The organism is Streptomyces sp. NBC_00576, assembly GCF_036345175.1.
GTDB lineage: Bacteria > Actinomycetota > Actinomycetes > Streptomycetales > Streptomycetaceae > Streptomyces.
In genome coordinates this window covers 8,560,109-8,574,407 of sequence record NZ_CP107780.1, presented here as the reverse complement: position 1 = coordinate 8,574,407, position 14,299 = coordinate 8,560,109, and the positions used below count along the sequence as shown (strand labels likewise).

12 protein-coding genes are annotated in these 14,299 nt (G+C 68.9%); 6 read left to right on the top strand and 6 right to left on the bottom strand.

All coding sequences use genetic code 11. The annotated features are described in order from the left end of the window. Window positions 1-19 precede the first annotated feature (19 nt). From OG734_RS37335 to OG734_RS37320, 4 genes are all read left to right on the top strand, one after another. Complete coding sequence (locus tag OG734_RS37335; protein ID WP_330291840.1) at window positions 20-676, top strand: MBL fold metallo-hydrolase; 657 nt, start codon at window positions 20-22, stop codon at window positions 674-676. Between the two features lie 317 nt (window positions 677-993). Continuing rightward, window positions 994-1,881 carry an ABC transporter substrate-binding protein gene (locus OG734_RS37330; RefSeq protein ID WP_330291839.1) on the top strand — a complete coding sequence of 296 codons (888 nt, stop codon included), beginning with the start codon at window positions 994-996 and terminating at the stop codon, window positions 1,879-1,881. Next, window positions 1,878-2,786, top strand: coding sequence for an amino acid ABC transporter permease (locus OG734_RS37325; RefSeq protein ID WP_330291838.1), 909 nt, complete (start codon window positions 1,878-1,880; stop codon window positions 2,784-2,786). The genes OG734_RS37330 and OG734_RS37325 overlap by 4 nt, the downstream gene beginning before the upstream one ends. A gap of 44 nt (window positions 2,787-2,830) precedes the next feature. Further along, window positions 2,831-3,559 carry an amino acid ABC transporter ATP-binding protein gene (locus OG734_RS37320; RefSeq protein WP_330293933.1) on the top strand — a complete coding sequence of 243 codons (729 nt, stop codon included), beginning with the start codon at window positions 2,831-2,833 and terminating at the stop codon, window positions 3,557-3,559. 1 nt (window position 3,560) lies between these two features. Here the strand turns inward: OG734_RS37320 and aroQ are convergent, their stop codons facing one another. Continuing rightward, a complete protein-coding gene (gene aroQ / locus OG734_RS37315) occupies window positions 3,561-4,034 on the bottom strand; it encodes a type II 3-dehydroquinate dehydratase (protein ID WP_330291837.1) in 474 nt (157 codons plus the stop codon). A gap of 101 nt (window positions 4,035-4,135) precedes the next feature. Between aroQ and OG734_RS37310 the strand changes: the two genes are divergently transcribed. Both OG734_RS37310 and OG734_RS37305 read left to right on the top strand, forming a co-directional pair. Next, entirely contained in the window at window positions 4,136-5,182 is a 1,047-nt protein-coding gene (locus tag OG734_RS37310; RefSeq protein ID WP_330291836.1) for a S66 family peptidase, read from the top strand. 58 nt (window positions 5,183-5,240) lie between these two features. Then, window positions 5,241-6,545 carry an MFS transporter gene (locus OG734_RS37305; protein ID WP_330291835.1) on the top strand — a complete coding sequence of 435 codons (1,305 nt, stop codon included), beginning with the start codon at window positions 5,241-5,243 and terminating at the stop codon, window positions 6,543-6,545. A gap of 13 nt (window positions 6,546-6,558) precedes the next feature. Here OG734_RS37305 and OG734_RS37300 read toward each other — a convergent pair whose 3' ends face one another. From OG734_RS37300 to uvrB, 5 genes are all read right to left on the bottom strand, one after another. Then, window positions 6,559-7,659, bottom strand: coding sequence for a calcium:proton antiporter (locus OG734_RS37300; protein ID WP_330291834.1), 1,101 nt, complete (start codon window positions 7,657-7,659; stop codon window positions 6,559-6,561). A 204-nt stretch (window positions 7,660-7,863) separates the two neighbouring features. Next, a complete protein-coding gene (locus tag OG734_RS37295) occupies window positions 7,864-8,865 on the bottom strand; it encodes a TerC family protein (protein ID WP_330291833.1) in 1,002 nt (333 codons plus the stop codon). A gap of 284 nt (window positions 8,866-9,149) precedes the next feature. Continuing rightward, entirely contained in the window at window positions 9,150-11,258 is a 2,109-nt protein-coding gene (locus tag OG734_RS37290) for a TerD family protein (protein WP_330291832.1), read from the bottom strand. A 51-nt stretch (window positions 11,259-11,309) separates the two neighbouring features. Then, window positions 11,310-11,876: a TerD family protein gene (locus OG734_RS37285; RefSeq protein WP_330293932.1), complete on the bottom strand. Its 567-nt coding sequence runs from the start codon at window positions 11,874-11,876 to the stop codon at window positions 11,310-11,312. A gap of 248 nt (window positions 11,877-12,124) precedes the next feature. Next, on the bottom strand, window positions 12,125-14,263 hold the full coding sequence (gene uvrB / locus OG734_RS37280) for an excinuclease ABC subunit UvrB (protein WP_330291831.1): 2,139 nt from the start codon (window positions 14,261-14,263) through the stop codon (window positions 12,125-12,127). Window positions 14,264-14,299 lie beyond the last annotated feature (36 nt).

Sequence of the window (14,299 nt, the reverse complement as noted above, 5' to 3'; positions counted from 1 at the left end):
CCGCTATAGGCTGAGCTCCATGACGTACAGCGGAGCGGTGAAGGTCGGCGGCGCTGCCGATGTGCACGAGTTGCCGGACCTGATGATCACCAAGGTCGCGGTGGGCCCGATGAACAACAACGCCTATCTGCTGCGCTGCCGGGCCACCGACGAGCAGTTGCTGATCGACGCGGCGAACGACGCCCATACGTTGATCACGCTGATCGGTGACGACGGCATCGCGTCGGTCGTCACCACGCATCAGCACGGGGACCACTGGCAGGCACTCGCGGAGGTCGTGGCGGCCACCGGTGCCCGTACGTACGCGGGCCGGGACGACGCCGAGGGCATCCCCGTACCGACCGATGCGCCGGTCGACGACGGGGACACGATCCGCGTCGGGCGCGTGGAGCTCACCGCCCGCCACCTGGTCGGGCACACGCCGGGCTCGATCGCACTCGTCTACGACGACCCGCACGGGCACCCGCACGTGTTCACCGGGGACTGCCTCTTCCCCGGAGGCGTGGGCAACACACGCAAGGACCCGAAGGCCTTCGCCAGCCTGATCCACGACGTGGAGACGAAGATCTTCGACCAACTCCCGGACGAGAGCTGGGTCTATCCGGGCCACGGCGACGACACCACCCTGGGTGCGGAGCGGCCCCACCTGCCGGAGTGGCACGCGCGGGGCTGGTGAGCCCGCCGGAGGGGACCTCGCACACGCGGTGGTGAACTCCGGTCCCGGGGCGCGCAGTTGATGACCTCGCGCCCCGTGTGAAACGAACACACATGCTGGTAGCGCGCATGCGCTCCCGGCGTGCGCCCTGGCGCAGTGCACTGGAGGCAGCCCCGCACAGGATGACGGCTCCTGGGCGGCACGGGCCGCCGACCTGTCGATCCCCGCCCTCGGTCGGCGGCCCCGGCGTTCACAAGAACGCAACACACGTTCCCACTATGCGGACAATTCCGCCTGTGACCTGGACAAATGGCACGCCTCGCTGCCACTCTCCCGCCATGCACCTTGCCCCTCACACGCTGCGCCGCATAGTCTCCGCCGCCACTGTCGCCCTGCTCGCCACCGCTGTCGGCTGCGCCCCGCAGCCGGAGGAGAAGAGCGCCGCCAAACCCACCGGGACGGCTGGAGCAGCCACGTGTGCCAAGGGCAAGCTGGCCACCCAGACCTCGGGCAAGCTGACGATCGCCACCGATGAACCCGCGTACGAGCCGTGGTTCAAGGACGACAAGCCGGCCAGTGGTGAGGGTTTCGAGTCGGCGGTCGCGTACGCCGTGGCGCAGCAACTCGGCTACGACAAGGCGAACGTCGTGTGGCAGAGCGTCCCCTTCAACAAGGCGTTCGCGCCCGGGGAGAAGACCTTCGACTTCGACATCAACCAGGTGTCGATCAGCGCCGAGCGCAAGAAGGCCGTGGACTTCTCGTCCGGCTACTACGACGTGCGCCAGGCCGTCATCGCGCTGAAGAACTCCAAGGCCGCGAAGGCGACGAGCATCGCGGACCTCAAGGGCCTGAAGTTGGGCGCCCAGGTCGGCACCACCAGCCTCAACTACATCGACGACGTGGTGAAGCCGACCCAGGAGCCCGCCGCGTACGCCAAGAACGACCAGGCCAAGTCCGCGCTGCAGAACGGCCAGGTCGACGCCATCGTCGTCGATCTGCCGACCGCCTTCTACATCACCGCCGCCGAGGTGACCGACGCGAAGATCGTCGGGCAGTTCGAGAACCAGGGCGGTACGCCGGAACAGTTCGGGCTCGTCCTCGACAAGGGCAGCGCGCTCACCTCGTGTGTGACGACCGCGGTGGACGCCCTGCGCAAGGACGGAACGCTCGCCTCGCTCGAGAAGCAGTGGCTGTCGGACGCCGTCGACGCTCCGGTGCTCAAGTGACCGCAGTGAAGGAGGAGTCCGGGCAGGAGGATCCGGCCGACCTGCCGGACCGGGGCGACGGTTACGTCCCCTCGCCGCGGCGGATCGACCGTGAGCGGTACAAGCGCACCCGCGCGCGCCGCGCCACGTCGATCGCCGCACTGTCCACCCTGGTCACCGGGGTGGTCCTCTATCTGGTCGTCGTGAACGCGCCGGGCTGGCCGCGCACCAAGGAGACGTTCTTCAACGCGCAGTACGCGCGCGAGGCGTTCCCCAAGGTCCTCGAAGGGCTGTGGCTCAACGTACGGCTGCTGCTGATCTGCGGTGTCGCGGTGCTCGTCCTGGGCATGCTGATCGCCATCGCGCGCACGCTGCGCGGCCCGGTGTTCTTCCCGCTGCGAGCGCTGGCCGCCGCGTATACGGACTTCTTCCGCGGTCTCCCGCTGATCATCAACCTGATGATCGTCGTTCTGGGTGTCCCGGCGCTGCGGCTCCAGGGCATCACCGTGGACCCGGTGCTCCTCGGCGGTACGGCGCTGACGCTGACGTACTCGGCGTATGTCGCCGAGGTGTTCCGCGCCGGCATCGAGTCCGTGCACCCGTCGCAACGGGCGGCGGCGCGCTCGCTCGGGCTGACCAACCGGCAGGCGCTGCGGTACGTCGTGCTGCCCCAGGCCGTACGGCGCCAGGTGCCGCCGCTGCTGAACGACCTGGTGTCGCTGCAGAAGGACACCGGGCTGGTCTCGATCGGCGGCGCGGTCGACGCCGTACGCGCGGCCGACATCATTGCGGGCCGCAGCCTCAACTACACGCCGTACATCGTCGCGGGGCTGATCTTCGTCGCGCTGACCATCCCGATGACGCGCTTCACGGACTGGGTGACGGCCCGAATGGATCGGCAGCGGGCACAGGGAGGAACACTGTGAGCGACATCCCCGACAACTCGCCCATCTCCTCCCCCGTGCTCCGTATGGAGTCCGTGCGCAAGACGTTCGGCGACTCGGTCGTCCTGAGCGGCGTCGATCTGGAGGTCGCCCCGCACACGGTGACCGCTCTGATCGGCGCGTCCGGCTCCGGCAAGTCCACGCTGCTGCGGTGCGCGAACCTGCTGGAGGAGATCGACGACGGCGCGATCTGGCTGGACGGCGAGGAGATCACCGACCCGCGGACGGACCAGGACGCCGTGCGCCGCCGGATCGGCGTGGTCTTCCAGGCGTACAACCTCTTCCCGCACATGACCGTTCTGGAGAACATCACCCTCGCCCCGCGCCGGGTGCACGGCGTGGACCGCGCCGAGGCGGAGCGGTACGGCCGTGAGCTGCTGGAGCGGCTCGGGCTCGGCGCGAAGGCGGGCGAGTACCCGGACCGGCTGAGCGGCGGCCAGCAGCAGCGGGCGGCGATCGTCCGCGCCCTTGCCGTACGCCCCCGGCTGCTGCTCCTCGATGAGATCACCGCGGCCCTCGACCCGGAACTCGTGGGCGAGGTCCTCGCCGTCGTCCGGGATCTGAAGGGCGACGGAATGACGATGGTCCTGGCCACCCACGAGATGGGCTTCGCCCGCGATGTCGCGGACCAGATCTGCTTCCTCGAGGGCGGCGTGGTCCTGGAACGGGGCACGGCCGAGCAGGTGTTCGGCGATCCGCAACAGGAGCGCACGCGGCAGTTCCTGCGGCGGATCGTGGAGGCGGGGCGGTTGTAGGTCACGCCTCCGCGGTCGCCGCCTTCACCAGCGCGGCGACCCGCTCCACCCCGAACACATACCCCTGCACACCGCACCCCGCGATGACGCCGTCGGCGCGCAGTGATACGTAGGAGTGGTGCCGGAACGTCTCACGCTGGTGGATGTTGGAGATGTGGACCTCCAACACCGGCAGGCCGTCGCAGGTGTTGAGCGCGTCCAGGATCGCGACGGACGTGTGCGAGTAGGCGCCGGGGTTGATGACGATGCCGGCGTGGTCGAGGCGCGCCTCGTGGATCCAGTCGACCAGCTCGCCCTCGTGGTTGGACTGGCGGAAGTCCACCGTGCCGCCGTGCCCGGCCGCCGCCTTGGCGCACAGGGCCTCGACGTCGGCGAGCGTGTCGGAGCCGTAGATCTCCGGCTGGCGCTGGCCCAGGAGGTTCAGGTTGGGCCCGTTGAGGATCATGATCGGGGCGTTGGCGAGGGTGCGGGGCACGGTTCCTCCGGTCCGTTCAGGGTGGCGGCCTGTCAAGGACCGCTGCTCAGCCCCCGGTTTATCACGGTGCGCCGACAACGGGCCGCCCGTACGCTCCCGGCATGACGACCCCCGCCTATCCCCCCAAGCCCTCACCCGGCGACCGCATAGCCGTCATCTCGCCCGGTGCCGCCCTCCCCGGGCTCTTCCCGCGCCCCCACGAACTGGGGCTGGAGCGGCTGCGCAAGGAGTTCGAGCTCGAACCGGTCGAGTATCCGGCGACCCGGAAGATGGGTTCGACGCCGCAGGAACGGGCCGCCGACATCCACGCGGCGTTCGCCGACCCGGACATCAAGGCGGTCATCGCGACGATCGGCGGCGACGACCAGATCACCGTGCTGCCGTTTCTGGACCGGGAGTTGATCCGGGCCAACCCGAAGCCGTTCTTCGGGATGAGCGACAACACGAACCTGCTGGCATACCTGTACAACACCGGGATCGTCGGTTTCCACGGCGCGACCGTGATGACGGCGCTCGGGCGTCCCGTGGCGATGGACCCGCTGACCGCCGAGTCCCTGCGGGCCGCCCTGTTCACCTCGGGCGAGTACGAGCTGCGGCCCGCCGAGCGCTGGAACGACGTCAACCGCGACTGGGCCGACCCCGCGACCTTCGACAGCGAACCGGAGACCCGTCCCGGCACGGGCTGGACGTGGCTGAACGCCGACCGCGTCGTGGAGGGCCGCGGTTGGGGCGGCTGTCTGGAGATCCTCGCCTGGCTGCTGATGGCCGACCGCGAGATCTCCCACGACCTGACGGTTTACGACGGCGGAGTGGTGCTCCTGGAGACCTCGGAGGAGCTGCCGAGCGGCGAGGAGGTCTTCCGCACGTTGCGCAACATGGGCGAGCGCGGACTGCTCCAGCGCTTTTCGGCGCTGCTGATGGGCCGCGCGAAGACCTGGTCCTTCGAGCGCCCCAACAGCCCCGAGGAGGGCGACCGTTACGCCGCCGAACAGCGGGAGGCGGTCCAACGCGCGCTGCGCGCCTACGCTCCCGGCCTGATGACGGTCTTCGACGTGGACTTCGGACACACGGATCCGCAACTCGTCATCCCCTATGGAGGGTCGATCCGGGTGGACGGTCCCGACCGGCGCATCACCGTGACGTACTGATCCCGATCGGCCCCGCACGCCCCCGTAACGCGCGGTCACCGTGGGTAGTTGACGCGGCATGCACGACGTACGCACGGTAAGGGCGCCTTCGATGGTGCGGCTGGCCGCCGCCTCACTCGCGGGGACGGCCATCGAGTTCTACGACTTCTTCGTCTACGGCACCGCGGCCGCACTGGTTCTGGGGCCACTGTTCTTCCCGACGTTCTCTCCGGTGGCCGGGACGCTGGCCGCCTTCGGGACGTTCGGGGTGGGGTTCGTCGCCCGGCCGCTGGGGTCGGTGCTGTTCGGGCACATCGGGGACCGGCGCGGGCGGCGGCCGGTCCTCGTCGCCTCGCTGCTGCTGACCGGGGCGTCGACGGTCGCTGTCGGCTGCGTACCGACGTACGAGTCGATCGGCACTGCCGCTCCCGTGCTCCTCCTGGTGCTGCGTTTCCTCCAGGGGCTCGGGCTCGGCGGGGAGTGGGGCGGGGCGGTCCTGCTGACCGCGGAGCACGCGCCCGCCGAACGGCGCGCCCTGTGGGCGAGTTTCCCGCAGATCGGCCCCGCGGTGGGCTTTCTGCTCGCCAACGGCGTGATGCTGGTGCTGTCGGCGTCGCTCACGGATGCGCAGTTCGCCTCGTGGGGATGGCGGGTGCCGTTCTGGGCGGCCGGGGTGCTCGCCGTGGCAGGGCTGTGGCTGCGTTCGTCGCTCACCGAGAGCCCGAGTTTCCTGGAGATCGACGACCACGCGCGCGTGCCGCTCGCCGAAGTGGTGCGCGACCACTGGCGGCTGGTCCTGCTGACGGCGGGCGCGCTCGCGGTCGGGTACGCGGTGTTCTACGCGGTGACGACCTGGTCCCTCGCCTACGGGACCGAACGGCTCGGTGTCAGCCGTACCGTCATGCTCGCCTGCATCATGGCCGCGGTGGTGGTCAAGGGCGCTCTGACGCCCGTGGTGGCTCTCCTGGGGGACCGTTACGGCCGCCGGCCGCTGTGTCTCGCGGGGTGTGCCGCCGCTACCGTGTGGATGTGCCCGATGGTCGCGCTGCTGTCGACCGGCGAACCGCTGCTGATGTTCCTCGGCTTCCTGGTGGCGATGATCGCGTTCGTCACGATGTTCGCGGTGATCGCGGCGTATCTGCCGGAGCTGTACGAGCCCCGCGTACGGTGCACGGGCGCCGCGGTCGGCTACAACCTGGGCGGGGTTCTCGGCGGCGCGCTCACACCGATCGTGGCAACGGCGCTCGCCGAGCACGGGGGCCGGGTCCCGTGGGGCGTGGGCGCTTATCTGACGGGGATCGCGCTGTTCAGCCTGGGGTGCTTCGCGTTGCTGCCGGAGACCATGCCGGTGCCCCGCCTCGCCGCCGTACCTGCCACGGAGTGACCTGCGGCGTTGGTCAGGGATTGATCGCCAACTCCAGGTAGGCGGCGAACAGCACCAGATGGACGCCTCCCTGGAGCGGTGTGGCCCGCCCGGGCACCACTGTCAGCGAACCCACCACCACGGTCAGGGCCAGCATCACCATGTGGGTGGCGCCGAGGCCGAGGACCAGTGGCCCGGAGAGCCAGACGGACGCCAGGGCCACGGCGGGGATGGTCAGGCCGATGCTGGCCATCGCCGACCCGAGGGCGAGGTTCAGGCTGGTCTGTACGCGGTCGCGGCGAGCGGAGCGCAGCGCGGCGATGGTCTCGGGAAGCAGAACGAGCAGGGCGATGATCACACCGACGACGGCATGCGGCAGGCCGGCTGCCTCGACGCCGGACTCGATGGTGGGCGACACTCCCTTCGCGAGGCCGACCACGCCGATCAGTGCCAGGCCCAGCAGTCCCAGGCTGACCCGAACGTCGCGGGCGGTCGGGAGCTCGGCGTGACCGTCCGCGGTGATGACCTCGCCCTGTCGGGTGATCGGCAGGAAGTAGTCGCGGTGCCGCACGGTCTGGGTCGCTACGAACAGGCCGTACAGAACCAGCGAGGCAAGCGCGGCGAAGGTGAGCTGGGCGGTGGAGAACTCGGGACCCGGCTTGCTCGTCGTGAACGTCGGCAGCACCAGACTGAGCGTGGCCAGCGTCGCGACCGTCGCGAGGGCGGCGCCGGTGCCTTCCGGGTTGAAGACCGCGGTCCCGTGGCGGATCGAGGCGGTGAGGAGGCTCAGTCCGACGATGCCGTTGCAGGTGATCATCACGGCCGCGAAGACGGTGTCCCTGGCCAGGGTGGAACTCTTGTCCCCGCCGTCGGCCATCAGCGTGACGATCAGGGCGACCTCGATGATCGTGACGGCGACGGCCAGCACGAGGGAGCCGAAGGGTTCACCAACCCGGTGGGCGATCACCTCGGCGTGGTGGACGGCGGCCAGTACGGCTCCCGCGAGGACCAGTGTCACCAGCGCGACGACCACACCGGGAAGGTCGCGTCCCCACGTGAACACGAGCAGGACGACAGCGGCCACCGGCACGACGGCCGTCCACCGCGTCGCGAGTGACCGCAGCCTGACGATCATTCAGCGATCCTCGCAGACGGACACGAGCCACGCACGCGCACACCGCCCCTCACTCACTGCCCCGCGAACGCACCTCGCGCCCGCCCCACACCCACCCCTGTGCGCTGCCGGGGGACGCTCAGCACCCAACGAAGCATCGGGAACGGTGGTCGCCAATTCGCCGCGCACCGCTCCCGATGGTGGTTGTTCCTACGTCCGACGCAGTCAGGCCTCGATGCTGTCCTTCGGAGCGCCTTCGCTGTCCTTCTGCGCCGCCGCGGCCGCCTCCTGCTTCCTGGAGGCGATCAGGCTGGTGATCGTGGTGACGACCAGGACCCCGCAGATCACTCCGAGGGAGACCGGTATGGAGATCTCCGGTACGTGGACCCCGGACTCGTGCAGTGCGTGCAGCACCAGCTTGACACCGATGAAGCCGAGGATGACCGACAGGCCGTACGAGAGGTGGACCAGCTTCCTCAGCAGACCGCCGATGAGGAAGTACAGCTGACGCAGGCCCATCAGGGCGAACGCATTGGCGGTGAAGACGATGTACGGGTCCTGGGTCAGGCCGAAGATCGCCGGGATCGAGTCGAGGGCGAACAGGACGTCCGTGGTACCGATCGCGAGCATCACGACCAGCATCGGCGTCATGATGCGCTTGCCGTTCTCCTCGATCCACAGCTTGGTGCCGTGATAGCGGTCGGCCACACCGAACCGCTTCTCGACAGCCTTGAGCAGCTTGTTCTCCTCGAACTCCTCGTCCTCGTCGTCGGCACGGGCCTCCTGGATCAGCTTCCAGGCGGTCCAGATGAGGAAGGCGCCGAAGATGTAGAACACCCACGCGAAGCTCGCGAGGATCGCGGCGCCGGCGGCGATGAATATCGCGCGCAGAACAAGGGCGATGAGGACACCGACAAGGAGCACACGCTGCTGGTACTGCGAGGGCACCGCGAACTTCGCCATGATCAGAACGAAGACGAAGAGGTTGTCGACGCTCAACGACTTCTCGGTGATGAAGCCCGCGAAGAACTCACCGGCAGGCTCACCGCCACTGAAGACGAGCAGCCCCAGGCCGAAGAGTCCGGCCAGGGCTATCCAGACGACCGTCCAGATTCCGGCTTCCTTGATTGATACGTCATGGGGCTTGCGCCCGATGAAGAAGTCCACCGCGATCAGAGCGGCGAGACCCACGATGGTCAGGACCCACAGGGTCACGGAAACATTCACTGCGCCTCCGGCAGTAGTAACGGCAAATTTCAGCGTCGTCGCTACCGGAGGTCTCTTCCACCCGCGACAACCGGGCTCCTTCTCGCGCCCGGCGCCTGCGGGCCGACGCCCCGGGATCTGGATTGATCCGTATTGACGGGTACGCCGCAGCAGGTAGGGAGTACTCCCCTCCGTTGGGAAAACAGTACCTCAATCACCAAGGAAAGGTAAAGGGATTGGTAAAAGAAAACCCAAATATACAGGTCAGAAGGCTTTACGGATACTTGGTGAAGCGTCTGCGGGCGTCAGCGGTTCCATGAGCGGCGAGCCGCCGCGACCTGACTGAGCACCTGCTGAAGCACCTGGCTGCCCTGCGGCACGACCGACGGCTCGTAGGTCCACGCATGCCCGACCCACGGGTCGGCAAGGTGGTCGTCGGGCACCGGAGTGAGTCGCAGAAGCGAACGCCAGAGGGGATCCAGCAAGGGACCGTAGACGGCGGCGTCCTCGCGGTCGGCGACCATCATCAGGTGGACGCCGACGGCCGGGCCCTCATCCGCGAGATAGCGCAACTGAGTCACCGCCCGGTCGTCGAAACCGTGCGGGAAGTCATTGACGATCAACAGCTGCTGAGCGGTGTCGAGATCGGGCGGCAGCGAGTCCGCCGCGCCGCCGCGCACCGCCATCTGCACCAGGTCGACGCGCTGGGTCAGCCGGCCCAGGACGTCCGCGACGCCGGCGGTCCCGGCGGCGGGCGGACCCGCGAGCACACCGGATCGCACGAGCGGCGCGAGGGCCGGGGCGCCCGAACCTGCCGGGTCGATGACGTGCACGGCGAACTCGCCTGCCGGATGGACGGCGAGCAACCGGGCCGCGTGGGTCACCGCCGTTTCCATGGCGAGCCGCCGTAGCTCGTCGGAGTCGATGAGCGAGCCGTCGAGTGCCTCACCACCGCTGTCGATCCACAGGCCGCGCTCCAACGGCAGCCGAACGAGCATCGGAATGCTCAGGTTGGCGCTCTCGGGCAGCCGCAGGTCGCCCAGCCGCAGCGCCATGGGCAGCTCCATCGGGACGCGGTAGCCGTGCCAGACAGGGTTGTCCCAGCGTGCGTACGACAGGGGCAGCGCGGGCTCGACGACCTCGGACTCGGCGATGAGCTGGGAGAGGTCGCGGTCGAGGGCGGCGCGGGCCTGGTCGACGAGCTGGGAGTGCTTGGTGCGCGCCGCTTCACGAGCCGCGTCACCCCGGCCGCCGACCCGGCTGCGTGGATCTGCCAGCGCCTTGTCGATCTCCTGTTCAAGACGTGAGTCGGCGAAGTCCACGGCGCTGCGGTATGCGGCGACCGTGCGCGCCAGGTCCTCGAACATGCCCCAGACCTGGTTGTAGAGCCGCTCGTCCATGGACCACCCGGTCGCGTCACCCGCGACCGGCCGCGGTGGCTGTCCGGACTGGGCCGGTGGCGCGGTCGGCGGAGCCGGTGGCGGAGCGGTACGGCGACTGGGATGGCTGTAGTTGATCGGCGCGCCGACGGCGGGGGCGGACGGCCGGCCGGTGGCGGAGGGGTCGGTCTGCGCGGCTTCCTCGGCGCGGCCCGCCTGGGGCGAACCGTCCGGTTGGCCGGCCTGCGCCGGGGTGTTCTGCGGGTCCTGGACTTCGTACGGGGACGAAGGCTGCGCGGCGGAAGCAGCGCCCTGGACGCCCTGAACCGCGGAGCCGGCCTGCTCCGGTGAGCCGGGAATCGAGCTGTCCTGCGGCCCCTGAGCCGCGTACGGCGACGCTGACTGCGCGGGTGCGGGGGACGTCGTCCGACGGGTGCGGTCACTGTCGGGCGTGCGGGGCGGAGGAGGCGCCACCGAGCGGGAGTGGGCCTGGAACACCGCCTCGTTGATGGCGTCCACGAGACGGCGGGCCTCGGGAAGGCCCTGGTCGGCGAGGAGTTCGGCGAGGCCGCCGGAGTATCCCTGGCCGATGGCTCGTACCTTCCAGGCGTCCTGCCTGCGGTAGAGCTCCAGGGCGACCACAGCCGACTCGGCCTCCAGGCCCGTGATCGTGTAACTGGCGACCCCGGTGCCGTCGAGGCCGGTGACGGCGACGAAGGGTGCGGCTACGGCACCGAAACGGGCCGGGCCGCCCACACCGGACGGCAGCGCGAGCAGCACGCTGATCCGGTGCACGGATTCCGGCATGGCACCCAGGTCCACGGCGAGCCGGTGATCGGCCGCAGCCTGCCTGGAGACCTCCAGACCGGGGAGCGTGGGCGCGCCGGGGTGGGCCACCCATTCGACGCCGTGGACCTTGCCCTGCTCGTCGCCGATCGTGGCCGCGGCCACGATCGGCGCGTCGGCCGAGATCCGCACTTCGAGGCGGACCTGGGAGAGCGGATGGTTCTGCCCCCGGACCAGCTCGGCCGTCATCGCCTTCGTCCCCCCGTGTCGTTCTCTTGTTCGTGGGCTGCCCGGGCCCGGTTACAGGTGCGGCAGGATCGCCGGCATCAGGTCCTGGAAGGTGCGGCCGTTGGCAGGCGTGCCAATGGCGGTCATCTTCCAGCCTGTGCCCGCGCGGTGCACCTTCGCCATGATCTGGGCCGTGTACTGGCCGCCACCGTCCAGCGTGTAGCGGGCGAGTTCGTCACCGTTGGTCTCGTCGACCAGACGGCAGAAGGCGTTCTGCACCTCCTGGAAGGTCTGGCCCGTGAAGGAGTTCACGGTGAAGACGATCTGGTCGATGTGGACCGGCACCCGCGGCAGGTCGACGAGAATCGCCTCGTCGTCACCACCCTGTCCGACACCGCCGACGAGATTGTCACCGGTGTGCCGCACAGAACCGTCGTCGCTCACGAGGTGACGGAAGAACACCACGTCGACGGGCTGCTTGTCGGCGAACAGCACGGCGGAGGCGTCGAGGTCGATCTCCCGCGTACGCGAGCCGAACAGGCCACGCCGGGGAGCCGCCTGCCAACCGAGGCCCATGCGCACCGCGGCCAGGGTCCCCCCGTCGTTCTTCTGCAGGTTGATGGCCTGACCCTTGGTCAGATTGACGCTGCCACTGGGCGTTCCGCCCTTGGATACGTCCACCACGCGCTGTTCCCCTCTCGAGCCGTCCCCTGTTTCCGCGGGGTCCGCGGATGACCTGAACCCTACGCAGGAGCACTGACAGTGCCGAAGCCTCGGGCGCACTTTGTGTCGGTGTTGCAACACTGCGCGTACGACGCAGGTCGCGCAGGCGGGTCGGGGTGCCCGATCGGTGCGGCGGCCGGCACCCCGTGTGCCCCGTGCGGCAGTCAGGCCAGGCCCCCCTCCTTCATCTGCCGCAGTTCCTTCTTCATCTCCGACACCTCGTCACGCAGCCGGGCGGCGATCTCGAACTGCAGGTCGGCCGCCGCGGCACGCATGCGTGCCGTCATCTCCTCGATCTCGTCGGCGAGTTCGGCCGCGGGACGGTCGGTCGGCACCGTCGCCCCGGCCTTGCCCTTGCCGGCCCTTGCTTCCTTGGCCGCCTTGCCGCCGAGCGAGGGAACCGGGGCCTTGGCGCCCTTGCCGTCCTTCGACTTGCGGTAGCCCGAGCCGAGGAGCTGTTCTGTGTCGACGTCCTCGCGGGCGATCTGCGCGACGATGTCGTTGATCTTCTTGCGGAGGGGCTGCGGGTCGAGGCCCCTCTCCTTGTTGTACGCGACCTGCTTCTCCCGGCGGCGGTTGGTCTCCTCGATGGCCTTCTCCATCGACGGGGTGATCCTGTCCGCGTACATGTGGACCTGGCCGGACACATTGCGCGCCGCGCGGCCGATGGTCTGGATCAGGGAGGTGCCGGAGCGCAGGAAGCCCTCCTTGTCGGCGTCGAGGATCGACACCAGGGAGACCTCGGGGAGGTCGAGCCCCTCTCGGAGGAGGTTGATGCCGACCAGGACGTCGAACTCGCCGGCACGCAGCTCGCGCAGCAGCTCGACCCTGCGCAGGGTGTCGACGTCGCTGTGCAGGTAGCGGACCTGGATGCCGAGTTCCAGGAAGTAGTCGGTGAGGTCCTCGGCCATCTTCTTGGTGAGCGTGGTCACCAGGACGCGCTCGTCCTTCTCTGCGCGCGTGCGGATCTCGTGCACCAGGTCGTCGATCTGACCCTCGGTGGGCTTGACGACCACCTCGGGGTCGATGAGGCCGGTGGGGCGGATGATCTGCTCGACGAAGCCGTCGCCGCGGGACAGCTCGTACTTGCCGGGGGTCGCCGACAGGTAGACGGTCTGTCCGATGCGCTTTTGGAACTCCTCCCACTTCAGTGGGCGGTTGTCCAGCGCGGAGGGCAGCCGGAAGCCGTGGTCGACGAGCGTGCGCTTTCGGGACGCGTCGCCCTCGTACATGGCGCCGATCTGCGGGACCGTGTTGTGCGACTCGTCGATGACGAGCAGGAAGTCGTCCGGGAAGTAGTCGATCAGGGTGTTCGGCGGGGAGCCGGGGAGGCGGCCGTCGAAGTGCATCGAGTAGTTCTCGACTCCCGAGCAGGAGCCGATCTGGCGGAGCATCTCGAGGTCGTACGTCGTCCGCATCCTCAGGCGCTGGGCCTCCAGGAGCTTGCTCTGTTTCTCCAGTTCGGCGAGGCGTTCGCCGAGTTCCTTCTCGATGTCGTTGACGGCCCGCTCCATGCGCTCGGGACCTGCCACGTAGTGGGTGGCCGGGAAGACGTACATGTGCTCGTCTTCGCTGATGATCTCGCCGGTGAGCGGGTGGAGGGTGGAGAGTGCCTCGATCTCGTCGCCGAACATCTCGATGCGGACGGCCAGTTCCTCGTAGACCGGGAAGATCTCGATGGTGTCGCCGCGGACGCGGAACGTGCCGCGGGTGAAGGCCAGGTCGTTGCGCGTGTACTGGATGTCGACGAAGCGGCGCAGCAGCTGGTCGCGGTCGATCTCCTCGCCGACCTTGAGGGGGACCATCCGGTCCACGTACTCCTGCGGAGTACCGAGGCCGTAGATGCAGGACACGGAGGCGACCACGATGACGTCTCGCCGGGTGAGCAGCGAGTTGGTCGCGGAGTGGCGCAGGCGTTCGACCTCCTCGTTGACCGAGGAGTCCTTCTCGATGTAGGTGTCCGACTGAGGGACGTATGCCTCGGGCTGGTAGTAGTCGTAGTACGAGACGAAGTACTCGACGGCGTTGTTCGGGAGGAGTTCCCGGAACTCGTTCGCCAGCTGGGCGGCCAGGGTCTTGTTCGGCGCCATGACGAGCGTGGGGCGCTGAAGCTTCTCGATCATCCACGCGGTGGTGGCGGACTTGCCGGTGCCGGTCGCGCCGAGGAGCACGACGTCCTTCTCACCTGCTTCGATGCGCCGAGCCAGCTCGGCGATGGCCGCCGGCTGGTCGCCGCTCGGCTGATAGGGGCTGACGACCTCGAAGGGCGCCACCGTGCGTTCGATCTTGGAAACTGGCCGCATGACATCCACCGTACGACCACCCACTGACAACGGGTC